The following is a 23,418-nucleotide window of genomic DNA, read 5'->3' as shown; positions in this document are numbered from 1 at the left end:
CCCTTCATTAACGTTCTGGTTTCTCCCGATGCAATACGCTTATCCCCTGCTGGCCATTTTCATTTGGGCTGGCAACACCGTGATCAACAAACTGGCGGTCGGCGCGATTTTCCCCGCCGAAATCGGTTTCTACCGCTGGCTGCTGGCCGCAATCCTGTTCACGCCTTTCATGCTTAAACCGGTGATCGCCCACTGGCCGATGATCCGCCCGAACCTGGGCAAGATTTTTATCCTCGGCGTGCTCGGCATGGCGGTTTATCAGAGCCTGGCCTACTTCGCCGCAACGCTGACTTCGGCGACCAACATGGGCATCATTTTGTCGCTGATGCCGCTGATGTCGCTGGCGATGGCGATTGTCAGCCTCGGCCAACGCCTGACCGCCGGAGCCCTGGCCGGTGCAGTGCTGTCGTTTGCGGGGGTTTTGGTGGTGGTGTCGTCCGGCAGCCTTGGCGCGTTGCTGGAGCACGGGGTGAACCTGGGCGACGCGATGATGCTGATCGCCACGCTGGCGTATGCGATTTACAGCACCCTGTTGAAAAAATGGCAGCTGCGTTTGCCGCCGCTGGTGTTGTTGTATTTGCAGGTGTTGGTGGCGGTGGTGGTGCTGTTTCCGCTGTTCCTCGCCTCACCGAAAATCGGTCCGACCCTGCAGAACATTCCGCTGGTGCTCTACGCCTGCCTGCTAGCCTCGATGCTGGCGCCGCTGGCATGGATGCAGGCCGTGGTGCGCCTGGGGCCGAGCCGGACCACGTTGTTTTTCAATCTGCTGCCGTTGATTACGGCGCTGATTGCGGCGGTGGTGCTGCATGAGCAGTTGGCGTTGTATCACCTGGTGGGTGGAGTGCTGACATTGGGTGGGGTGATTTTGTCGGAGCGGTGGACTACCGTGCTTGGCCGAAAGGTCACCGTTGGCTGATCTGGCGCCATCGCGAGCAGGCTCGCTCCCACAATGGGCCTGTGTTCACAGAGTAAATGTGGGAGCGAGCCTGCTCGCGATGAACGATAACGCGGTCTGACGGCTAAACCCCGGCCGCCTTCAACCGCGCCGCATGCTCGACAAACAACCGCACCGGCTCTGCGCCCTTGCCCACCAACCCGAGCGACTGGTTGACGATATCGAAGTGATCCATCGGGTATTCATCACCAATCACCGTCCCCAGATGTGAGCTGTAACGCCCGACCATCCCGTCGCAATGCCCCGCTTCACGCACGAAGGTCTTGGCAAACAACCGGCAACTGCGATTGGTCCCGTCGAACAGGTTGCACCCGCGATCGGTCTTGCCCGCCTGCAAGGTCCCGGACCAGGAGTAATAGCGCACGCCATTGACCACTTCCGGGCCGTGCCCGCCCCAAGTGTCAGGCAGCCCCTGTGGATAACGCTGATTGAACAGCGCCACGCCTGCGGTGGTCAGGGATTGGTGCGAAGCCGGGATATCCACCGGCAGTCTCGGCCCGCGATAGCCGGTTTCCAGCAGGCACATCAACGCGCTGATCAGCCACAGCAAAAAGCTGAGCAGCCGGCCCTTGGCGCTGTCAGCCGGATAATTTTCATGCAGGTAGTCCGCCAGCTCCGAGCCATGGTTGGGGCCGGCCACCGAGGTCACCGACGCCACCTGGTCCGGGCGTTTTGCCGCGGCATAACGGGCGGTCAACGAGCCTTGGCTATGGCCGATCAGGTTGACCTTCCCGGCTCCGGTTTCGCGCAGAATCTCCTCGATCCGTGCCAGCAATTGCTCGCCGCGTACCTCCGTGGAATTGAGCGGCGAGACCTGCACCGCGATCACGGTCGCCCCATCCCGGCGCAACGCCGAAATGATTCCGTACCAATAGGGGTAGAGCAGCAGACGGATAAACCCGAGCATCCCCGGGACCAGCACCAACGGGTAACGCGTGGCGGAACCTTGCGACATGGATGAACAATCCTTGTGATCGGTGAGATGAAGCAAGGCTGGATGCAAGGCATCAGCCAAGCATCGTCACCCGAGATGACAATTCGATAACCAGTCTATGTCATCCGCCTTACTTCAATCCCACCACGCCCGCCACAATCAGCCCGACCGACACCAGCTTGAGCGCGGTCAGGCTTTCGCCGAGCAGCGCAAAGCCGAGAAACACCGTGCCCAGCGAGCCGATAGCCGTCCAGATCGGGTAGGCGATGCTCACCGGCAATTCGCGCAGGGTTAGGGGGCGTTCTCAATTAGTTTCCCCGCCGCGTTGTCGCCTTAAAGCGGGCCAGGCAAGGCGCAGGCCGCTGGGAATGGTTGTTCCCTTTCCAAGGCCTGCAACGCAGCCTGGCCCGCTTTAAGGCACAACCCGAAGGGCCGGGCCTGCTGTTGTGCAGGGCTGCGTTGCTCGAAGCTTATTTGGAATGACCAAACCACGCTTCTCGCGCCTTGCCCTGCACAACAGCAGACCCGGCGCGGCGGGGAAACTAATTGAGAACGCCCCCTAGGTCAGGAAGTAAATCCCGCCCACCGCAGCCACCACCGTCACCACTGACGGCCAGGGCCGGGTGAAGCCTTCGGCGTACTTCATGCCCATGGCGAAGGTGACCTCGAACCCGGCGGCGATCAGCAAGAACAACCAGGCCATCTAGAACTCCCTGGCCAGCGCCAGCAAGCGCTGCTCGGCCTCGGCCACGGAAACCTGGAAGGTGCGCTCGGCGGACTCTTCGCCCTCGGCGGCGACAACGGTGATGTCGGTGATGCCGATGAACCCCAGTGCCGTGCGCAACAATGGATCGGCATGGTTCATCGCTTCCAGCTCACCGCCGGGGCCGAAGCCGAATCCGCCGCGACTGGTGACGATCAACGCTTTCTTGCCTCGCACCAGTGGTTCGTACTGCGCGACGCCGTTGTCCAGGGTGTGATTGAACGTCAGCCCGAGCCGCACAATCTGGTCGATCCAGGCCTTGAGGCCGCTGGGCACGCTGAAGTTGTACATCGGCGTGGAAATCACCAACAGATCATGGCCGAGCAACTCCCCCACCAATTCATCGCTGAGTGCCAGATCGGCCTGCATCGACAGCGGTCGTGCTTGCGGCTCTGGATGAAAAGCGGCCGCTACGAAGGCTTCGTTGACGGGCGGAATCAACGCCCGACCGACTTCACGGCGAGTCAGTTGCGACTGCGGGTTGCGGACCTGCCAGGCCGAAATAAACACCTCGGCCAAACGTCGTGAATGGGAACGGTCGCCACGGGGGCTGGCGTGAATGGCAAGAATTGTGCTCATCTGAATCTCCTGAAGACTAAACTCGAACTGTTTGTGGCTCGCAGCTTGAAGCTGGCGGCCGCGTCTATTCAAATGAGCAAAAATCAGTTTGGGTGAATCCATTTCATCCATGGAGTTTCAAATGTTTGCCTCGTTACCGCTGACCGCCCTACGGGCCTTCGAATCCGCCTCACGCCTGCTGAGTTTCAAGGCCGCCGCCGAAGAGCTCTCCGTGACGCCGACGGCGGTTTCCCACCAGATCCGCGCCCTGGAAAGCTGGCTCGGCGTGCCGTTGTTCGAACGACTGCCACGGCAGGTGCGCCTTACCGAATGCGGCGAACGGCTGTTCCGCAGCCTGCACGGCGCCCTGCTGGAAGTGGCGCAAAGCGTTGATACCTTGCGCCCGCAACGCAGCGGCACGAGCCTGACGATTTCCACCACGGCCGCCTTCGCGGCCCTCTGGCTGGTGCCAAGGCTGGGCCGGTTTTACGCCTGCCATCCGAACATCAGCCTGCGGCTGGACACTCACTGCGAAGTCATCGACTTGCATCAGGACGCCAGCGTCGATCTGGTGGTGCGTTACAGCCTCGACGATTACCCGAATCTGTATGGGCTGTGCCTGTTCGACGAATCCTTCGGGGTCTATGGCTCGCCTGAACAAGTGGCCCTGGCAGCCCGTCGGGTACCGACCCTGATCAGCGTGCGCTGGCACAACTCCAAGCTTTATGCCCACGGCTGGGAGGCCTGGTGCGCGCAGTCCGGCGAAACCTGGCTGACCGGGCAACCGGCAGTACGTGAATACGACGAAGAGCATTACGCCCTGCAAGCCGCCATCGCCGGGCAAGGTCTGGTACTGGCGAGCAATATTCTGGTGTCGGAAAGTGTGGCCAGCGGTTTGCTGGTGGCTTATCGGGGTGAGATTCAGGTCGACGGGGCCGGATACAGCGCGCTGTGCGTGCCGGGCCGTGAACGGCATCCGCCGGTGCGGGCGTTTTTTGCGTGGTTGCAGGAGGAAGCTCGGTTGTCGGGCCTATTACCAAGATCGCAGCCTGCGGCCCAGGAAGAAGAGCATGCGGATGATATGGCTGACATTTTGAAAGATTTGTAGCGCCTGCCAGACCGCTTTCGCGGGCAAGCCTCGCTCCTACAGATTTGCGTCGCATGCCAACGATGGGCACGACGCAAAACCTGTAGGAGCAAGGCTGCCCGCGAAAGCGTCATAACAGACGCCAACGGATTACCGGGTTGGCTTAACCGTCACCGGCGCCTTCCCGGCCTTCATCTGCTCCAGCAACGGCGCACATTGATTGGGCTCACCCGCGCTGGGCGCTATCAGCGCCAGCAAGCCCGCCGCCGGCGCGGCAATCACACCCAATGCCACCATCCCCGCCCCACGCAACATCAACGGCACCGCTTTCACACCCGCATCCGGCTTGATGAATTTACCCCGCACATACAGCGGCGACCGCAGCGAAATCAAACGCCAGCCCTTGGATTCCGGGCTGATGGTCAGGTCCAGTTGCTCGGTTGCCATGTTTGCGGTGCCATCGATGTAGACGATCGCATTCTCGGTATCGAAGACGAACAGCCGTGTGGTCGCCAGACCGCTCTTGATGTCGAAATCGGCCGCCGCGCAGTTGATCTTCACTTCCTTGTCGCCAAAGATTTTGCCGACCACATAGTTGCCGACGTTCAATCCCGCCAGTTCCATCAATTCGCGGCTGATCGCGCCGTCATTGATCAGCATTTTCAAATTGCCATCGGCAGTGCCCAGCAATTTGGCCACCGAGTTGCCCCGGCCGGTAAGGTCGGCGTCGCCATTGAGCTCACCGAAACTGGTTTTCATCACATCAAGGGAGGGAAATAGTTGCTTGAGCTTGAACTTGCGCGCGGTCAGTTTGGCCTGGCCTTCCAAGGGCTCGGCACGTCCGTTCAGACGAATCTGCGCATCCAGGTTGCCGCCGGCCACACCGAAACGCAGGGGCTCGAGGCTGAGCACGCCATCCGTCAGCACTAGATGAGTGTAGAGATCGTTGAACGGCAGTTTTTCGTTGTGAACAATGCGCTTGCCGGTGAACTCAACGTCGGCGTCCATGACGCGCCAGCGCTCGGTCTTGAACTCCTCGACCGGCAGCACCTTGTCTGTCGGCTGTTTGCTTTCACCGCCACGGGCCATTTGCTTGGCATTGGAGTCGGCGCCGATCAACGGGGCCAGGTCGGTAAACAGCAGTTGATTGGACTCCAGCGCCCCGCTGAGTTTGGGCCTCGGCTGGCTCGCGACGTAGCTCAGGTTGCCATGGATATCACTCTCGCCGATCTTGCCGTTGAACGCCTCATAACGGTAAACCGCCCCGTCCGGCTCGTGCAGCTTGGCGATCAAGTGACCGTCGGTGGCGTACGGCGGAGTATCCGGGAGCGTCACGCCGATCAGCGGATAGAGATTGCCCAGGCTGGCACCGGCCAGTTTCAGGCGCAGATCCAGCGCGCCGAGATTCAATGGATCGGTGAGCGTGCCGGCCAGTTCCACACGGGTGTCGGCGATCTTCATTTGAGCGTGAAGCGGGAACGGCCGGGTGGCGTCCTGTAAGGCCAGCAGGCCACCGATCTTGCCTTGACCCGCGAGATCCTGACCGTGGTATTGGCCTTTGACCTTCAACGCAAACGCATAATTTTGCGGTGCGCCGCCCTTCTCAAGTGCGGATTTCGCCGCCTTTTCGCCGACGATGTCGCTGAATGGAATCGGTTTGCCCAACGGATCGATGAGCAAGTCGAGTTGAGTCTTCAAACTCTGATCATCAAGCGTGACGTGGCCCTTGTCGAAGCCGATGGCCCCGATGTCCACCACCCAGTTCGAGGGCTCGGCGTTCGGGTCTTTGGGGTCGAATTTGAACGTCCAGTTGGCGCGGCCATCGGCCAGACGTTGTAGGTCGGCATTGGGTTCGGTCAGGTCGATGCGCGGGATCAGCACCCGCTGCGTCAGCAAGGCCAACGGCGAAATGCGCAACTCGACGCGTTTGAGGGTGGCCATCTGCGGTTGCTTCGACCAGTCCGGGTTGCCCAGGCTCAGGTCTTCAGCCACCACATGTGGCCACGGCACCCAGGCCCGCCAGCCGCCTTCATCGGGTTCGCGCTGCCAGACCACTGCGAGGTTGCCATTGATGGCAAATGGACGATGCAGTTCTTCGGAAACCTTGGCATTGAGAGGTGGTTTGATCCGGTTCCAATCGAAGAACGCGATGATCAGAACCAATACAGCCAGCAGGACGATGAGGCTGGCAAAGGTCCAGGCGAGAATTTTACGAGTGCGCGTCATTGCACAGGACTCCTGAATACAACTGAGCGCCCGGACAGCGACGCACCTATGAAACGTTAGGCCAGAACCGGCCTGCCATGACATCTAGGACTGGGAAATGGCGTGCAGGTTTAACCGAATAGCCGTTTAACACTCAAATAATCGGTCGTGGCCACACTGCTCCCTCATCCGGCGTTACAGACCCGCACTTTTGTGCTGCACGAGTGAGTCGAAAACACCCACCTCAGTGCAAAAACGGTTGCCGGAAATGCCCGTTCTAGAGCGCCTCGGCGAAACAATCAATTCCGTTGATTATTACCATTGCGTTTATGAACTTTTATATCGACTTCTCGAGAGTAGCATTGCCCTCGTACCCACTTTATCGCCCTCCCAAGGAGCAACCCATCATGAAACGCGAATTACTGCTTAGCCTGACCCTCTCGATGTTAGCCAGCACCGCTTTTGCCTTGCCAGCCGCTGACCAGGCCACTCCACAAGTCAAAGACAACCACTCGGTGTTCAGCCAGACCGTGGCTGCCGATGGTACCGACCGCACCCCACAAGGTCAGACCCTGGCCGAAGGTGGCAATGATCGCCTGAAAGAAAAAGGCCTGATCACTCAGGATGGTTCGGACCGTACTCCACAAGGTCAAACCCTGGCCGCTGATGGTGCGGATCGCACTCCACAAGGCCAAACCCTGGCTGCCGATGGCACCGATCGCACTCCACAAGGCCAAACCCTGGCTGCCGATGGCACCGATCGCACTCCACAAGGCCAAACCCTGGCTGCCGATGGCACCGATCGCACTCCACAAGGCCAAACCCTGGCTGAAGGCGGTGGTGACCGTGTAATCGAACGCAACAGCGCTGTGAGCTAAGTCCATGGCGGCCCTGAATAAAAGCCCAATCCCCGGATTGGGCTTTTGACTTTATAGAAGCCACATTTCCCTGCGTGCCCCCGATCCCCGTTCGACGCCAGCGAAGCCGATTTGTTAGAGTGCGCCGCTGTCCTGTCCAGAAAACACCCTTGCGATGCTCCCCCGCGCCGAACAGAAACAACAGACCCGCAACGCCCTGATGGACGCTGCCCGCCAGCTGATGGAAAGCGGCCGAGGATTCGGCAGCCTGAGCTTGCGCGAAGTGACCAGAACCGCCGGGATCGTGCCCACCGGTTTCTACCGGCATTTCGCCGACATGGATGAACTGGGCCTGGTGCTGGTGAGCGAAGTCGGTCAGACCTTCCGCGAAACCATCCGCCTGGTGCGCCATAACGAGTTCGTCATGGGCGGCATCATCGATGCCTCGGTAAGAATCTTTCTCGACGTGGTGACGGCCAATCGCTCGCAATTCCTGTTTCTGGCCCGCGAGCAGTACGGCGGTTCGCTGCCGGTGCGCCAGGCCATTGGCCGCTTGCGCGAAGATATCAGCTCGGACCTGGCGGCAGACTTGTCGCTGATGCCGAAACTGCAGCATCTGGATATTGCCGGGTTGAGCGTCATGGCCGATCTGATCGTCAAAAGCGTGTTCGCCACCTTGCCAGACATCATTGATCCGCCGACCGAGGCGTTGCCGGAGCATCTGACGCCGCAGGCGAAAATCACTCAGCAGTTGCGCTTTATCTTTATTGGCCTGAAACATTGGCAAGGACTCGGCAGTACCGAGTAAATACATACCCCTGTGGGAGCGAGCCTGCTCGCGATAACGTCGCCACAGTCAACACTTGATGTGACTGATACTCCGCCATCGCGAGCAGGCTCGCTCCCACATTGGTGCGCGAAACCTCCACATGCACCAACATGATCCAAAATTCTGAACCACCCTTCACGCTCCGACAGGCATTTCCTACGCCTCCCCCAATTGGCAAGCCCCTTGCTCTAACCCTGAGTATTGTCCATTGCTGGAAGCCTTCCGATGCTGGTGATTCATCGCAGAATCGACCCTCAACCCGTCTGGGGCGCCGAGTTGCACCTGACCTTCGAAGCCCGGAGCAAAAGCCGTTTGCGCTGTTTCAGTGCCGAGGGTGAAGACGTCGGGTTGTTTTTGGAGCGCGGGCAGCCACCGTTGTATGACGGCGAATGCCTACAGGCTGAAGACGGGCGCATCGTTCGCGTTTGCGCTCGTCCCGAACAATTGCTGCACGTTACCTGCGCCAATGCCTTTGAACTGACCCGCGCCGCCTATCACTTGGGCAACCGCCACGTGGCCCTGCAAGTCGGCGACGGCTGGTTGCGCCTGCTTGATGATTACGTGCTCAAGGCCATGCTCGAACAGCTGGGTGCCAAGGCCGAGAACATCGAAGCCCCGTTCCAGCCTGAACATGGCGCCTATGGCGGCGGCCATCATCATTCGCGGCATGGCGACGAGGATTTCAACTACCCGCCGAAACTGCACCAGTTCGGCGTGCGTTTATGAACCCAGCCTGGGCGCTGTTGCGTCTGGCCAGCCCGCAGCTGCCAATCGGCGGCTACAGCTATTCCCAGGGTCTGGAGATGGCTGTGGATAACGGCCGCGTGAACGATCCCGACAGCGCGCGGCGCTGGATCAGCGACCAATTGCTGCTCAATCTTGCCCGTTTCGACGCCCCGTTGTTGCTCGCCCATTGCAGCGCCGCCACTGAAGAAAACTGGGGCCAATTGCTGCAACGCTGCGAAGAGCATCGCGCCAGCCGCGAAACCCGCGAGCTGTATCAGGAAAGTCGACAGATGGGTTATTCGTTGAAGCAACTGCTCAACGGCTTACCGGAACTGGACGCTCCAGCCCGGGCCTTTCTCGACCAATGCCCTGAACCGCACCTGGCCCTTGGCTGGGCGCTGGCTGCTCGCGCCTGGCAGATCAACCCGCAAGATGCGCTGGCCGCCTGGCTCTGGAGCTGGCTGGAAAACCAATTGGCAGTGCTGATGAAAACCCTGCCTCTGGGCCAGCAAGCCGCCCAACGCCTGACCAGCGAGCTGTTGCCGCTGCTGCAACAGGCGCAGCAAGACGCCACCCGAATCAATCCCGAACATTCCGGCAGCGCCGCTTTCGGCCTGTCCCTGGCGTGCATGGCCCATGAGCGCCAGTACAGCCGTCTGTTCCGTTCCTAGGGCCTTTTACTTTGGAGAATCACATGAACGCCCAACCTCTGCGCGTCGGCATCGGCGGCCCGGTCGGCTCCGGCAAAACCGCCCTGACCCTGGCCCTGTGCCTGGCTCTACGTGAACGCTACAACCTCGCCGTCGTGACCAACGACATCTATACCCGCGAAGATGCTGACTTTTTGGTGCGTAACGAAGCCCTGGCACCCGAGCGGATCATCGGCGTGGAAACCGGCGGCTGCCCGCACACGGCGATCCGCGAAGACGCCTCGATCAACCTCGAAGCCGTGGATCAACTGAACCGGCGCTTCCCGGGGCTGGACCTGATTCTGGTGGAGTCCGGTGGCGACAACCTCTCGGCCACCTTCAGCCCGGAACTGTCCGACCTGACGATCTACGTGATCGACGTTTCGGCCGGCGACAAGCTGCCGCGCAAGGGCGGGCCCGGCATCTGCAAGTCAGACTTGCTGGTGATCAACAAAATCGATCTGGCGCCGCTGGTAGGCGCCTCGCTGGAGATTATGGACAGCGACACCCAACGCATGCGCAACGGCAAACCGTTTGTTTTCAGCAACCAGAAAACCGGCCAGGGCCTGGAAGCCATCATCGCCTTCATCGAACGCCAGGGCCTGCTGACTGCGGCCTGACCACACTTATCAACAAGGAAGCTTATCCATGACACTGAAACGCATTCTGGGCGCCATGGCCCTGCTGCTGACCCCGGCCATCGCGTTCGCTCACCCAGGCCATGGCGACAATGGCTTGATGGCCGGCATCGGCCACCCGATCGGCGGCCTCGATCACTTGCTGGCGATGCTTGCCGTGGGGTTATGGGCCGCGCAACAGAAAGGCGCCGCGCGCTGGGCGCTGCCGTGCACGTTCGTGGGCACGATGCTGATCGGTGGGCTGCTGGGCTTCGAAGGATTGAACCTGCCGGCGCTGGAAAGCGGGATTGCCGCATCGGTATTGGCGTTGGGGCTGGCTGTGGCGTTGGCGGTGCGTCCGCCGTTGAGCCTGGCGCTGGCCGCGACCGCATTGTTTGCGCTGTTTCATGGCGTGGCGCATGGTCTGGAATTGCCGCAAATGTCGAGCCCTTGGGCGTATGCAATAGGGTTTGTGGCGGCGACGGCGGCGTTGCATGGGTTGGGTTATGCGATGGTTCGCGTCTTGCCTCAGGCCGCCGCCCCACTGGTTCGGCTGGCGGGTGCGGCTTCGGCGGCGACTGGGGTTTGGTTGCTGGCGGGGTGATTCTCTAGCGTCTGAACCGGCCTCTTCGCGGGCAAGCCCGCTGCCACAGGATATTCGCCGCCAGCACAAATCGTGTGAATGCTGATGATCCCTGTGGGAGCGGGCTTGCCCGCGATAGCGTCTGATCAGACACCGCCTCTCTCAAGCCTGCCTCTCTGCTACCATGTCGCGCAATCGCCCCTGCCGTGACGACGCCAGCCAATGCCCTCTGTTTCCCGCTCTGCTTCCCAGCCTGAATTGACCGCCCTGTTCGCCTCGGTGCAACAGCACTTCCAGGACGTGATCGTGCCGCTCTGGCAAGGCCCCGGCTGGAACGCCGACATGGCATTGCCGTATGAAGCGCTGGACGCCGAGCATCAACCGCTGCCACCTCAGCGCTACCGGGCCATGGCTTGCGCGCGGCAGTTGTTCCTGTTTTCCAGCCTGATCGGCCAAGTGCCTCACGCCGAAGAACGCGCGGCGGCGTTGTTCCGTTCCTTGCAATGTCACTTCCATGATGCCGAGCATGGCGGCTGGTTCTACAGCATCGACCCGCAAGGTGCGCCGCTGGATCAACGCAAAGACCTCTACACCCACGCCTTCATCCTGTTCGCCTGCGCCCATTACTGGGACAAGGTTCGCGAACCGCTGGTGGAGTCTGTGCTCAACGCCACGCTGGAAGTGTTGGCGCAGCGTTTCGCCACAGGCGACGGCCTGTACGAAGCCAGCCTGGGCCGTGATTGGTCCTCGCTCAACTCCGGGCCGCTGCAGAATCCATTGATGCATTTGGCCGAAGCCTTCCTCGCCACCCTTTCGGTACGCGACGATGCTGCCGTGCAGAGCGCGCTTGTGGCGTTATGCACAGCCATGCAAAAGCGCTTCATCGACCCGCAATACGCAGTGTTGATGGAAAAGCCGTTGGGTGCTGTGGATAACTGGTTCGAGCCAGGCCATCAGTTCGAATGGTATTTCCTGCTGCAATCCTCACCGTTGCTGCGTGGTTCGCAACTGCACGCCTCGCTGGAGCGCGCCTTTGCGTTCACCGAGCAACTGGGCGTGGATCAGCAGACTGGTGCTGTGCGAGCAATGCTCGACCTCGAACTGGACGGGCGCCCTCGCGACGCGACCCAACGCATCTGGGCCCAGGCCGAATACCTGCGCGCCCTGACCTTGCGCCCGGGTAGCGAAGCGTCTGTGCGGCACCAATTGCAGGCGTTGCAACAACGCTTTTTGCATGCGGGTGGCTGGTATGAGTGTCGCGATGAGCTGGGCGAAGTGAGCCGCAAGGACATGCCTTCGACCACGCCTTATCACTTGGCGACCTGTTATCGAGGGTTGGCCGAGTATTTGCGCTGACCGGGAGATTGCTTTCGCGGGCAAGCCTCGCTCCTACAGGTTTTATGTCGTTCGCAGAATTGTGATCCAGCACAAAACCTGTAGGAGCGAGGCTTGCCCGCGAATGACCTCACACAGGTCACCAGCCAATCAGGCAATCCACTTCCTGTCACCCGTAAAACTGATGGTCAACCATCTCGCCGCATCCGGCTTGCCGAGCTTCGCGGAAATCTCCTCGCGCAACGCATCCAGCTGTTGCACGCTCTTCAGCCGGTAATCCACCGGCAACACCACGTGAATCTCGATAAACCGCGCCCGTCCGTGTTTCTGCACGTAGGAGATGTAGTCGTCGAAGCCATGTTCGACTTTGGCCGCGTCCATGACCTGGCGCACGGTGTCATTGAGTTGATCCGGGGCAATCCCCAGTACATCTTGCAATGCCGGGCCAAGGATTTTGAAGGCCGGGGCCAGCATGCTCAGGGCCAGCAGAATCAAAATCAGAGGGTCGACATACATCGCCCACGCGCTATAGCCCTGGCTCTTGAGCAGCAGCGCGGCAAGAAAACTGATCAACAGGCCCACCGAAAGCATCGCGTCCACCAGCCAACTGATGTTGTCGAACTGGATCAGCGTTGATTTGAGCTTTCGATTGCGGTGGCGGACGTAGAAGAAATAGGCGAACTCGACGACGGTGAACACCGCCGCGTAGATGATTACCAACCCAAGCTCGATCTCACGACCACCATTGATAATGCCAAACACGCCGTTGAGAAAGGCGTAGATCGCGATCAACAGCAGAAAGCTGCCTTCGATCAGCAGCACCATAGGCTCCAGGTGCCAGAAGCCGAACTGGAAGCGATGGTTGCTTTCCTTGGCGATCAGCTTGGCGGTGATCAACATCAGGACCTTGATGAAGGTCGCGATCAACGAGAAAAAACCATCAAACAGGATGGATTGGGCCCCTGAAATAAAACCGGTGACAATCCCGGCGATCGCCACGGCGAACATCAGAATGGTCGATTGCTTGAGCAGCGACTGCTCGCCTCGGTTACTCACGTAACCTCCTCTGAGAACCTTGAAACCGCAGGGTGCGGTGGGGTTGTTGAGGAAGGAGTCTACCTTATGTCCTGTTTTGCCTGTTCTGGCCCAATCGCGAGCAGGCTCGCTCCCACATTGGAATGCGTTCCCTGCTCGCGACTTGGCCGTTACTCGGCCTTACGCCTTGGCATTACGCTCAATGGCAAACCCGCTCCAGGTCTGGCTCACCGGCATCAGCTCGAGGCTGTTGATGTTGATGTGGGCCGGTGCGTTGAGCACCCAGAAAATGGTCTCAGCGATGTCTTGTGGCTGGATCGCCTCGGCACCGGCGTAAGTGGCGTTGTAGCGCTCCTGGTCACCGGCGAAACGCACCAGCGAGAACTCGCTCTCGCACAGGCCCGGCTCGATGTTGCTGACCCGCACGCCCGTACCTTGCAGATCGCAGCGCAGGTTCAGGGAGAACTGTTTGACGAACGCCTTGCTCGCGCCATACACGTGGCTGCCCGGGTAGGGGTAGTTGCCAGCGATGGAACCGAGGTTGACGATGCCGGCGCCACGACCGTGAGCGATCAAACGCGGCAGCAGCAGGCGGGTGCTGTACATCAGGCCTTTGATGTTGGTATCGACCATGGTGTCCCAATCATCAAGATTGCACTTGGGGGCCGGATCCACGCCCAAGGCCAGGCCGGCGTTGTTGATCAGCCCGCGCAGCTTGGCGAAGGACGGCGGCAGGTTGGCAATCGCCTCCTCCATGGCCTTGCGATCCCGTACGTCGAGCACCAGGCCATGGACCTCGGTCTGCTTCGACAACTCGGCGCACAGGGCATTGAGGCGTTCTTCACGACGACCTGTCAGCACCAGCTTCCAGCCGGCTTCGGCAAAACGACGGGCACAGGCTTCACCAAAACCGGAGGTCGCGCCGGTAATAAACAGGGTGTTGGACATCGTGTTCTCCTTGCTTCGGCTGATCGACAGCCCTTGGAATAGAAAATCAGTTGCCAGCATGCCCGGCCTTGCCCACAGCGGCAACTATCGCAAAAACCGTATAAAAAACGATCAATGCTGGCAACGCCATATGAACCGTGGCTTGCAGCCATGTACGCGCACGTTATCCACAGGCCGGTCCACAGTTTCCGGGGGCAAGTGGAAAAGCTGCAAGCCACTGTCCACAAGGCTTTGCGAGCAGATTAGAAAGTTTTTTGCTTGACCCTCGGGTGCCTGCTGTGTAGCCCGGGCAATTTGCACGACCGAGCGGTCAAACCGACGATGGCGCCAAGCCAGCAACTACGGCCCTCAGCCGAGTCTTTCCAGAGTTTAATCACAGACTTATCCACAGGCTTGTCCACCTCGATTCATACCGTGTCCGCCCATAACAAAAAGGTTGACAACGCCGGCTCGAGCTCCGGGAAAAACCACTGATCAAAAAACAACCACACCCCTGCAAGCCACGGATTCAAAGGCTTACAGCCAGCTACTCCCACGTTATTCACAGCCAGCTCCACAGCAAACGGGGACAAGTCAAAACCGAGATAAAACAGTAATTTGCAGCGGCTTTATGTCGCGCTTTGAGAGGTCATGAATATTGTTTTCCACAATTTCCCTTTACCTCAAAGCACCGGCCCGTGTAGGAGCTGCCGAAGGCTGCGATCTTTTCCACAGACGCCTCAGTGCCGACCCCGAAAAATCAAAAGCAAGATCAAAAGATCGCAGCCTTCGGCAGCTCCTACAGGGGGATTGTGCAGGCATAAAAAAACGCCCTGACGTTGAGTTCGTCAGGGCGTTTTTCGGGCTCTTCGGTCAGTGCCCGCCGAGATAGGCGTTACGCACCTCCTCGTTCACCAGCAGCTCCTTGCCGGTGCCGCTGAGGCGGATCTCGCCGTTGACCATCACGTATGCCCGGTCCGACAGCTTGAGGGCGTGGTTGGCGTTCTGTTCCACCAGGAAAATGGTCATCCCTGTCTTGGCCAGTTCCCGCAAAGTCGCGAAGATCTGCTTCACCACAATCGGCGCCAGCCCCAGGCTCGGCTCATCGAGCAGGAGCAGTTTTGGCCGGCTCATGAGCGCCCGGGCGATGGCGAGCATTTGTTGCTCGCCGCCAGACATGGTCATGGCCCGCTGTGTACGCCGTTCCTTGAGCCGCGGAAACAGCTCGAACATGCGCTCCATGTCTTCGGTGGCGTACTTGTCACCAATAGGGATGGTGCCCATCAACAGGTTTTCCTCGACGGTCATGTCAGGGAACACCCGCCGGCCTTCCGGCGACTGGGCGATACCGTGGGACGCAATGTAGTGGGACGACTTGTGCGTGATATCCACACCCTGATAGATGATTTGCCCGTCAGCGGCCCGGGGCTGGCCGAAGATCGACATCAGCAGGGTCGATTTGCCGGCGCCGTTGGAGCCGATCAGGCTGACGGTTTCACCTTCATTGATGTGCAACGAGACTTTCTTCAGGGCCTGAATCGGCCCGTAAAACACGTCCAGCTCCTTGAGTTCGAGGATGGGTGCACTCATACCACTTCCTCTTCATCGGCGCCCAGGTAGGCCGCAATCACTTTCGGGTCGTTGCGGATCGCTTCAGGGTCACCCTCGGCGATCACGTTGCCGTGGTCCAGCACCACGATGTGGTCGGAAATGCTCATTACCATGCCCATGTCGTGTTCAATCAGCACCACGGTAATATCGTGGTCGTCGCGCAGATGTCGAATCATCGCGCTGAGCGCCTCGGTTTCCTGCGGGTTGAGGCCCGCCGCCGGTTCGTCCAGGCAGATGATCTTGGGCCGGGTGCACATGGCTCGGGCGATTTCCAGACGACGTTGCTGGCCGTAGGAAAGCTCACCGGCCAAGCGGTTGGCGCAGTCCACCAGATCCACCACTTCCAGCCAGTAGAAGGCATGGTCAAGGGCATCGCTCTCGGCCTTGCGGTAGTTCTTGGTGTTGAGCACACCGGACAGCAGATTACGGTTGACCCACATATGCTGGGCCACCAGCAGGTTCTCGATGACCGACATTTCCCTGAACAGGCGAATGTTCTGGAAGGTCCGCGCCAGGCCAGCACGGTTGATCAGGTGCGTGCCGCCGAACATCTTGTAGTGGAGCCGGCTGACGAAGCTCTTCGGCGAAACGAAATCGGTCGCCTTGAACGGTTCCCCGAGCATTTTGATGACGTCGGTTTTCACACCACGAGTGTCAAGTTCAATGTGCCCGCCGGTGGCCTTGTAGAAACCGGTCAGACAGTTGAACACCGTGGTCTTGCCCGCACCGTTGGGGCCGATCAACGCGAAAATCGAGTTACGTTTAACTTTCAGACTGACATCACTCAGGGCTTTGATGCCGCCGAAATGCATCATAAGGTTCTCGACCTTTAGAACGATTTCTTCGCTCATGGCGCGGCCCTCTCAGTCAAGGCACCTTTACGCGGAGTCACACCGGTACGGCTGATACGAATCAGGCCGCGCGGTTTCCAGATCATCATCAATACCATGAGGACGCCGAACAGCAACACGCGGTATTCGGCGAAGCTGCGCAGCAGTTCCGGGGCGACAGTCAGCACGAACGCCGCGATCACCACTCCCACCGTCGACCCCATGCCGCCGAGCACGACGATGGCGAGGATCAAGGCCGACTCGAAGAACGAGAACGAGGTCGGATTGACGAAGCCTTGATAGCTGGCGAAAAACACACCGGCCAGACCGGCAGTGGAAGCCCCCAGGGTAAAGGCCGACAGCTTGACCAGAACATGGTTGAGGCCCATGGCGCGACAGGCGATTTCATCTTCGCGCAAGGCTTCCCAGGCGCGCCCGACCGGCATGCGAGTCAGGCGATGCTTGATGTACAGCACCAGCATCACAACGAGGAACAGCACACCATAGATGAGCATGAACTTTACGTTTGGGTTGTATTCAGTCCCAAAGAATTGATGGAAGGGTATCCCGCCATCCTTCGCTATACGCCCGAACTCAATACCGAAAACCGACGGTGATGGCACCGGCATACCGTTAGGTCCTCCCGTGAAGGACAGCCAGTTGGTCAGTATCAGGCGAATGATTTCACCGAAGCCCAGCGTCACGATCGCCAGATAGTCACCATGCATGCGTAACACGGGAAAGCCGAGTATGCATCCGGCCATCGCCGCCATGAGTGCCGATAGCGGCAACATGGTCCAGAAACCCAGGCCAAGGTAGTGATAACCCAGTGCCAGGCCATAGGCGCCGATGGCATAAAACGCCACATAACCCAGGTCGAGCAGGCCAGCCAGACCGACCACGATGTTCAGGCCAAGGCCCAGCAACACATAGATCAATCCCAGTATCACCACCGTCAGCAGGTACTTGTCTGCGAAGATCGGAAAGACAATAGCGATCACGATCAAGACCGGAATGATCAAGCGCAGCCGCGACTTGTAATCAGGCGGCAGCACATGCACGCCTGAGCCGACGACTTCGAAGCTTTGCTGAACCTTCACACCCTTGGCGGTCTGCAAAAACAGGCTCAAGACAAAACGCCCGATCATCACCGCCCCGACCATCCAGGCCACACGTGTCGGCTGCAGGTTGTAGCTATAACCCTCCAGTACCACACCCACGATCGGGCCGAAGACAATCAGGGCAATCAACCCGGCCAGGACCGTGTCGATAAGGCTTTTTTTGACATCGATAGTGTTTTTATTAGTGTCGGACATACTTATACCTTCGCCACAAGTGGGCGACCCAACAGGCCTTGAGGACGGAAAATCAGGATCAGTACCAGCAGCGAGAAGCTGAAGACGTCCTTGTAGTCAGAGTTGATCACGCCGGAAAACAGCGACTCGGAAACGCCGAGAAGGATCCCGCCGAGCATGGCGCCAGGCAGCGAACCAATCCCGCCGAGCACGGCAGCGGTGAAGGCCTTTATGCCGATCACGAAACCTGCATAGAAGTCGAAGGTGCCGTAGTTCACCGTGATCAAGACACCGGCCAGCGCAGCCATGGCGGCACCAATGATGAACACGTAAGAGATCACCCGGTCGGTGTTGATCCCGAGGATCGAGGCCATCTTGCGGTCTTGTTGGGTCGCACGACACATGCGCCCCAACTTGGTGTATTTGATGATGTAGGTCAGCAAGGCCATCCCGACAAACGCTGCGACCAGAATAAAGATCTTGGTGTAGGTGATCTGCACAAAACCAGTACCGATTTCGAATCTCAGTCCACCGCTCAGCAGCGTGGGGATACCCTGCTGCCGTGAGCCTTGAGCGATCTGTGCGTAGTTCTGCAGAATCAGGGAAACGCCGATAGCACTGATCAGCGGTGCCAGTCGGGTGGAGTTACGCAATGGCTTGTAAGCGATGCGTTCGATGACCCAGCCATACACACCGGTCACGAAGACAGTGAACAGCAGGGTGCCAAGGATCAACAACGGAAAGGATTCGACACCGAAGTAAGACAGCAGAGCCAGGCTGATCGCCGCGAGGTACGCGGAAATCATATAAACCTCGCCATGGGCGAAGTTGATCATGCCGATGATGCCGTAGACCATTGTGTAGCCGATGGCGATCAGGCCGTAGACCGATCCGAGAGTCAGACCGTTGATAACTTGTTGCAGGAAAATACCGTCCATCATGCACTCTCACTAACTTGAGAGGCCACCGCGAACCCGGTGTCGGAGAGCCCTTGTGAGGCGTACCTGGCCGGGTTCAGGTGGCTCAGAAGAAAAATACCGGGTCGCCACGATTGCAGAACCCATGACCAAAGCCCGGCTTGCGTCCCACGATTCATGTCGAGAGACCCAAGCCTGGCGATGCGCTTATCTCACTTCTGTTTATCCAGCTGGTGGTATTTGCCTGCAGCATCCCACTGGTAAACCACGTAGTCGGAGACTTTCAGGTCGCCTTTGCTGTCCCATTCCTTCTTGCCCATCACGGTTTCCACCGGGTGTTCTTTCAGCCATTTGCTGGCGTCTTCACCTTTGTTCGACTTGGCGCCATTGAAGCCGGCAGCCAGGGCTTGCACCGTGGCGTAGGCGTACAGGGTGTAGCCTTCAGGCTCGTAACCGGACTTGCGGAAAGTTTCTACGACAGCCTTGCTGTCTGGAATCAGGCGCGGGTCAGCGCCAAAGGTCATATACACGCCATCGACGAACGGCGCGCCACCGGCAGTCGTCACCATTTCGTCAGTCACGATGCCGTCATCGGACATGAACTTGACGTCTTTCAGACCTTGCTCACGCAGTTGGTGGACCAGTGGACCGGCTTCCGGATGCAGGCCGCCGAAGTAAAGGACATCAGCCCCTACCGAACGGACTTTGGTGATCAGGGCGCTGAAGTCTTTCTCGCCACGGGTCAGACCCTCTTCAAGAACCGGTTTCACGCCACGGGCGGTCAACTGCTTGGCAGTCGCATCCGCCAGGCCTTTACCGTAGGTGTCCTTGTCATTGATGACGGCAACTTTCTTGCCTTTCAGGACGTCGACAATGTAGTTGCCCGCGACAATACCTTGCTGGTCATCACGCCCGCACAAACGCAACATGGCAGGCAGGCCGCGCTCGGTAACCGTCGGGTTGGTAGAACCTGGGGTAATGGCGATGATGCCGGCGTCGGCGTAGACCTCAGAAGCCGGAATGGTCGACGACGAGCAGAAATGCCCGACAATGCCAATAACCTTGTCCTGCACCATTTTATTCGCGACAGCTACAGCCTGTTTCGGTTCGCAGGCGTCATCGCCCTGGACCAGTACAATTTTTTCGCCGTTGATGCCGCCCTTGGCGTTGATTGCATCCGCCGCAGCTTGCGCGCCTTTCATGTATTGCAAGCCGAAGGAAGCGTTGGCACCTGTCATCGGACCCGCCACACCAATTTTGACATCAGCTTGAACAAACGAAGAAACACCCAATGCAGTAGCAACTGCGAGTGCCAGAAAACCTTTCCTGTAAAACGTCTGCGACATGTGATGGTGCTCCTGAGGTTTTTTTAGTTAGCACAGCTACTTCAGCGCAAGCTTTGATTCAGCTACAAACGCAGAGCAAGTGGCGTGCCATCGGTTTTTTATTCTTCAAAAAGTCGCTGCTTTATTGTTATTTCGACTGTTTCGGGCCCATTTTCATTGGGCGTGCAACCGTCTAAACCGCGGGAGGTGAAACCCTTATTATTTAAAGGCGCAACCTCCACGCGCCATCATTGCAACCGCTACCCGAAACGACGTGCAACCGGCCTGTAACAGCCCGCGTCACCGAACTGCACACTGCTGGTGCGCAACTGCTACAACCCGCACCATTACAGGCTAGCTGCTGCGCGAAAAAGCGCCGCTTCCGACAACAGTTTCTCTGTGTTAAATGACAATCCGCAGGCACTGGCCCGCGTGATACAGCGAGAAACCCGCCTCGTACAGACAGCTGCGCAACCCTACCCCGGCCAATGGCTGCATCGGGGCGAAGGGAATCGGCAGGGCTTGAGGATTTCCGTTACACAAATAATCGGCAAAGGCTTTGCCGACCACTGTACCGGTGGTCACGCCTCGACCGTTGTAGCCGGTGACGGCCACCAGACCCGGTGCCGGCTCGAACAGGCGCATCAAATGATCGGGCGTAAAGGCAATGCAACCGGTCCAGGTGCACTCCCACTCCACCGGTTTGAGGTACGGGAAGTAATGCTGTTGAACCCGATCGGCCCAGGCTTTCAGAAACCAGGTCGGTTTCTGGTTGCCGTTGCCCAGACTACCGAGCAATAACCGTCCTTCGGCATCGCGACGGATGCTGCTGAGTACTTGCCGGGTGTCCCAGGAACCCTGGCCGCCGGGAAGAATCTGCTGCGCGGCGTCTTCGGTCAGCGGCACCGAGGCCACTTGATAGTAATAACCGGGGAAGAAGTTGCGCCGCAGCTCCGTCCAGTCGCCTTCGGTATAAGCATTGGAGGCGATGACCACCTGCTCGGCCAGCACCGAACCCTGGGCGGTCTGCACCGACCAGTGCTGGCCCTGACGTTCGAGTCGGGTCACCGGGGAATGATCGAACAGCTGACCGCCGAGACCAACGGCTGCCTTGGCCAGCCCCGTGGTGTAGGCCATCGGGTTGATTGTGCCGGCACGCCGATCGAGCAATGCGGCAGCGATTTTTTTGGTGCCTGTTGCTTGTTCGCAGGCTTGACCGGTCAACAGCTCCACCGGTGCCCCGCGACGTTTCCATTGTTCTTCGCGACTGCGCAGATCTGCCTCGCCACGGGCGTTGTGCGCCATGTGCAGCGTGCCTTCGCGGCGCAACTGGCAATCGATGTTGTATTTGTCGACCAGGCTGAACACCAGTGACGGCGCCGCCCCCAGCATGCGGTTAAGCTGACTGCCGACCGCCTCGCCGAAACCGGCTTCGATTTCATCCGGTGGTATCCACATCCCGGCGTTGACCAGCCCGACATTACGCCCCGAACCGCCATGCCCGGCGCGATGCGCTTCCAGCACACAGACACTTTTACCTTGTTCCAGCAGATGCACCGCCGCCGACAGACCGGTGAAACCGGCACCGACGACGCAGACATCCACCGTCACCTCGCCCTTGAGCGCCGCGTTGTCGGGCCTTTGCGGCGTCAGTTTTTCCCACAGACACTCTTCGCGTAACGGCATTGCCAGACTCCAATCAGAAACCTAACCAACACACCATTCAATGTGGGAGCGAGCCTGCTCGCGATTGCGTCGGCACATCCAGTATCTATGCGACTGATAAACCGCTATCGCGAGCAGGCTCGCTCCCACAGGGGATCACTGCTTGGCTCAAGCCTCAGTCGAAAGTGATCCCCTGAGCCAACGGCAACTCCAGCGAATAGTTCACGGTATTGGTCTGACGGCGCATGTACCCGCGCCATGCATCCGAACCGGACTCACGGCCACCGCCCGTTTCCTTCTCGCCGCCAAACGCGCCGCCAATCTCCGCGCCGCTCGGGCCGATGTTGACGTTGGCGATGCCGCAATCACTGCCCACCGCCGACATGAACTGCTCGGCTTCACGCACATCGGTGGTGAAAATGCACGACGACAGGCCTTGTGGCACGGCGTTGTTCAGGCGCAATGCCTCTTCGAAATCGGTGTAACCGATCACGTACAGAATCGGCGCGAAGGTTTCGCTGCACACCACATCGCTCTGCTCCGGCATTTCGACGATGGCCGGAGAAACGTAGTAAGCGTTGGGGAATTTGTCTTCCAGTTGACGCTCGCCGCCGAACACCCGGCCGCCTTCACTCAAGGCCTGCTCCAGCGCGTCATGCATGTTGTCGAAGCTGTGCTTGTCGATCAGTGGCCCGACCAGATTGCCTTCCAGCGGATGGCCGATGCGCACCTTGGAGTAAGCGGCTTTCAGGCGGGTGACGATTTCTTCCTTCACCGATTCGTGGGCGATCAGGCGGCGCAAGGTGGTGCAACGCTGACCGGCGGTGCCGACGGCGCTGAACAGAATCGCCCGTACGGCCATGTCCAGATCAGCGCTTGGGCCGAGGATCATCGCGTTGTTGCCGCCCAGCTCCAGAATGCTGCGGGCAAAACGTGCGGCGATTTTCGGCGCCACTTCGCGGCCCATGCGGGTGCTGCCGGTGGCACTGATCAGCGCAACACGCGGGTCATCGACCAGCGCTTCGCCGGCATCGCGGCCGCCGATGATCACTTGGCTCAAGTGCGGTGGTGCGTCGCTGAAGTTTTTCAGTACGCGGTCGAACAGCGCCTGGCAGGCCAGCGCGGTCAGCGGGGTTTTCTCGGACGGTTTCCAGATCACCGGGTTACCGCAGACCAGCGCCAGCGTGGTGTTCCAGGCCCAGACCGCCACCGGGAAGTTGAACGCACTGATCACGCCGACGACGCCCAGCGGGTGCCAGGTTTCGCGCATGTGGTGGCCAGGGCGCTCGGAAGCAATGGTCAAACCGTATAGCTGACGGGACAGACCGACGGCGAAGTCGCAAATGTCGATCATTTCCTGAACTTCACCCAAACCTTCCTGAGTGATCTTGCCCGCTTCCCAGGAAACCAGCTCACCGAGGTCGGCCTTGTACTCGCGCAAGATGTCGCCCAGTTGGCGCACCAATTCGCCACGACGCGGCGCCGGAACCTTGCGCCACAGTTCGAACGCATGATCTGCACGACTGATGTGCTGCTCGACTTCAGCGGCACCTTCCCAGTTCACAGCGGCAATCCGGCTGCCATCGATCGGCGAATGCACCGGCACTTTGCCGTTCTGGTACAGGGCCGGGTTCACACCAAGACGATCAAGCAATGCGGCAACCATGGGTCACTC

General features: G+C 59.4%; 22 protein-coding genes and 1 pseudogene. 9 read left to right on the top strand and 14 right to left on the bottom strand.

What is annotated here, in order from left to right; translation table 11 throughout:
• The first annotated feature begins 28 nt into the window (after positions 1 to 28).
• Positions 29 to 916 carry a DMT family transporter gene (locus KGB14_RS02350; RefSeq protein ID WP_223483924.1) on the top strand — a complete coding sequence of 296 codons (888 nt, stop codon included), beginning with the start codon at positions 29 to 31 and terminating at the stop codon, positions 914 to 916.
• A 103-nt stretch (positions 917 to 1,019) separates the two neighbouring features.
• Here KGB14_RS02350 and KGB14_RS02345 read toward each other — a convergent pair whose 3' ends face one another.
• The 4 genes and pseudogenes from KGB14_RS02345 to KGB14_RS02330 form a co-directional block, all read right to left on the bottom strand.
• Positions 1,020 to 1,910 (bottom strand): lipase family alpha/beta hydrolase, encoded by an 891-nt coding sequence (locus KGB14_RS02345; protein WP_223483923.1) that lies wholly within the window; start codon positions 1,908 to 1,910, stop codon positions 1,020 to 1,022.
• A gap of 109 nt (positions 1,911 to 2,019) precedes the next feature.
• Positions 2,020 to 2,184, bottom strand: a pseudogene (locus KGB14_RS02340) (DMT family transporter); the annotation flags it as partial.
• Between the two features lie 264 nt (positions 2,185 to 2,448).
• Positions 2,449 to 2,592, bottom strand: coding sequence for an SMR family transporter (locus KGB14_RS02335; RefSeq protein WP_411740767.1), 144 nt, complete (start codon positions 2,590 to 2,592; stop codon positions 2,449 to 2,451).
• Positions 2,593 to 3,231: an FMN-dependent NADH-azoreductase gene (locus tag KGB14_RS02330; protein ID WP_223483922.1), complete on the bottom strand. Its 639-nt coding sequence runs from the start codon at positions 3,229 to 3,231 to the stop codon at positions 2,593 to 2,595.
• A 109-nt stretch (positions 3,232 to 3,340) separates the two neighbouring features.
• Between KGB14_RS02330 and KGB14_RS02325 the strand changes: the two genes are divergently transcribed.
• A complete protein-coding gene (locus KGB14_RS02325; RefSeq protein WP_223483921.1) occupies positions 3,341 to 4,318 on the top strand; it encodes a LysR substrate-binding domain-containing protein in 978 nt (325 codons plus the stop codon).
• Positions 4,319 to 4,447: 129 nt separating this feature from the next.
• On the opposite strand, the gene KGB14_RS02320 is transcribed toward KGB14_RS02325, so the two are convergent.
• Complete coding sequence (locus tag KGB14_RS02320; protein ID WP_223483920.1) at positions 4,448 to 6,523, bottom strand: AsmA family protein; 2,076 nt, start codon at positions 6,521 to 6,523, stop codon at positions 4,448 to 4,450.
• 386 nt (positions 6,524 to 6,909) lie between these two features.
• Here KGB14_RS02320 and KGB14_RS02315 point away from each other — a divergent pair, with 386 nt between their 5' ends.
• The 7 genes from KGB14_RS02315 (at position 6,910) to KGB14_RS02285 (ending at position 12,159) form a co-directional block, all read left to right on the top strand.
• Positions 6,910 to 7,380, top strand: coding sequence for a hypothetical protein (locus tag KGB14_RS02315; protein WP_223483919.1), 471 nt, complete (start codon positions 6,910 to 6,912; stop codon positions 7,378 to 7,380).
• Positions 7,381 to 7,534: 154 nt separating this feature from the next.
• On the top strand, positions 7,535 to 8,167 hold the full coding sequence (locus tag KGB14_RS02310; protein ID WP_223483918.1) for a TetR family transcriptional regulator: 633 nt from the start codon (positions 7,535 to 7,537) through the stop codon (positions 8,165 to 8,167).
• 246 nt (positions 8,168 to 8,413) lie between these two features.
• Complete coding sequence (gene ureE / locus KGB14_RS02305) at positions 8,414 to 8,914, top strand: urease accessory protein UreE (RefSeq protein WP_223483917.1); 501 nt, start codon at positions 8,414 to 8,416, stop codon at positions 8,912 to 8,914.
• Positions 8,911 to 9,585, top strand: a complete 675-nt coding sequence (locus KGB14_RS02300) for an urease accessory protein UreF (RefSeq protein WP_223483916.1) — start codon at positions 8,911 to 8,913, stop codon at positions 9,583 to 9,585. Before ureE ends, KGB14_RS02300 begins: the two co-directional genes overlap by 4 nt.
• Before the next feature lie 23 nt (positions 9,586 to 9,608).
• A complete protein-coding gene (ureG, locus tag KGB14_RS02295) occupies positions 9,609 to 10,223 on the top strand; it encodes an urease accessory protein UreG (RefSeq protein WP_223483915.1) in 615 nt (204 codons plus the stop codon).
• A 28-nt stretch (positions 10,224 to 10,251) separates the two neighbouring features.
• Positions 10,252 to 10,824 carry a HupE/UreJ family protein gene (locus KGB14_RS02290; protein WP_223483914.1) on the top strand — a complete coding sequence of 191 codons (573 nt, stop codon included), beginning with the start codon at positions 10,252 to 10,254 and terminating at the stop codon, positions 10,822 to 10,824.
• A gap of 201 nt (positions 10,825 to 11,025) precedes the next feature.
• A complete protein-coding gene (locus KGB14_RS02285) occupies positions 11,026 to 12,159 on the top strand; it encodes an AGE family epimerase/isomerase (protein WP_223483913.1) in 1,134 nt (377 codons plus the stop codon).
• A 129-nt stretch (positions 12,160 to 12,288) separates the two neighbouring features.
• On the opposite strand, the gene KGB14_RS02280 is transcribed toward KGB14_RS02285, so the two are convergent.
• The 9 genes from KGB14_RS02280 to KGB14_RS02240 form a co-directional block, all read right to left on the bottom strand.
• A complete protein-coding gene (locus KGB14_RS02280; RefSeq protein ID WP_223483912.1) occupies positions 12,289 to 13,194 on the bottom strand; it encodes a cation diffusion facilitator family transporter in 906 nt (301 codons plus the stop codon).
• A gap of 159 nt (positions 13,195 to 13,353) precedes the next feature.
• The gene (locus KGB14_RS02275; protein WP_223483911.1) at positions 13,354 to 14,121 is read right to left on the bottom strand and encodes an SDR family oxidoreductase; all 768 of its coding nucleotides are present in this window, start codon (positions 14,119 to 14,121) and stop codon (positions 13,354 to 13,356) included.
• A gap of 852 nt (positions 14,122 to 14,973) precedes the next feature.
• A complete protein-coding gene (locus tag KGB14_RS02270) occupies positions 14,974 to 15,690 on the bottom strand; it encodes an ABC transporter ATP-binding protein (protein WP_223483910.1) in 717 nt (238 codons plus the stop codon).
• Positions 15,687 to 16,562 carry an ABC transporter ATP-binding protein gene (locus tag KGB14_RS02265; RefSeq protein ID WP_223483909.1) on the bottom strand — a complete coding sequence of 292 codons (876 nt, stop codon included), beginning with the start codon at positions 16,560 to 16,562 and terminating at the stop codon, positions 15,687 to 15,689. Before KGB14_RS02265 ends, KGB14_RS02270 begins: the two co-directional genes overlap by 4 nt.
• The gene (livM, locus tag KGB14_RS02260) at positions 16,559 to 17,857 is read right to left on the bottom strand and encodes a high-affinity branched-chain amino acid ABC transporter permease LivM (protein WP_223483908.1); all 1,299 of its coding nucleotides are present in this window, start codon (positions 17,855 to 17,857) and stop codon (positions 16,559 to 16,561) included. The genes KGB14_RS02265 and livM overlap by 4 nt, the downstream gene beginning before the upstream one ends.
• A gap of 2 nt (positions 17,858 to 17,859) precedes the next feature.
• Complete coding sequence (locus KGB14_RS02255; RefSeq protein ID WP_057397753.1) at positions 17,860 to 18,774, bottom strand: ABC transporter permease subunit; 915 nt, start codon at positions 18,772 to 18,774, stop codon at positions 17,860 to 17,862.
• Positions 18,775 to 18,965: 191 nt separating this feature from the next.
• The gene (locus KGB14_RS02250) at positions 18,966 to 20,099 is read right to left on the bottom strand and encodes a branched-chain amino acid ABC transporter substrate-binding protein (protein WP_223483907.1); all 1,134 of its coding nucleotides are present in this window, start codon (positions 20,097 to 20,099) and stop codon (positions 18,966 to 18,968) included.
• Positions 20,100 to 20,480: 381 nt separating this feature from the next.
• A complete protein-coding gene (locus KGB14_RS02245) occupies positions 20,481 to 21,764 on the bottom strand; it encodes an NAD(P)/FAD-dependent oxidoreductase (protein ID WP_223483906.1) in 1,284 nt (427 codons plus the stop codon).
• 154 nt (positions 21,765 to 21,918) lie between these two features.
• Complete coding sequence (locus KGB14_RS02240; protein WP_223483905.1) at positions 21,919 to 23,409, bottom strand: aldehyde dehydrogenase family protein; 1,491 nt, start codon at positions 23,407 to 23,409, stop codon at positions 21,919 to 21,921.
• Positions 23,410 to 23,418: the final 9 nt, after the last annotated feature.

The organism is Pseudomonas sp. A-RE-19 (genome assembly GCF_019956555.1).
In the GTDB taxonomy this organism is placed as follows: domain Bacteria; phylum Pseudomonadota; class Gammaproteobacteria; order Pseudomonadales; family Pseudomonadaceae; genus Aquipseudomonas.
This window is presented reverse-complemented; position numbering and strand designations above follow the sequence as displayed.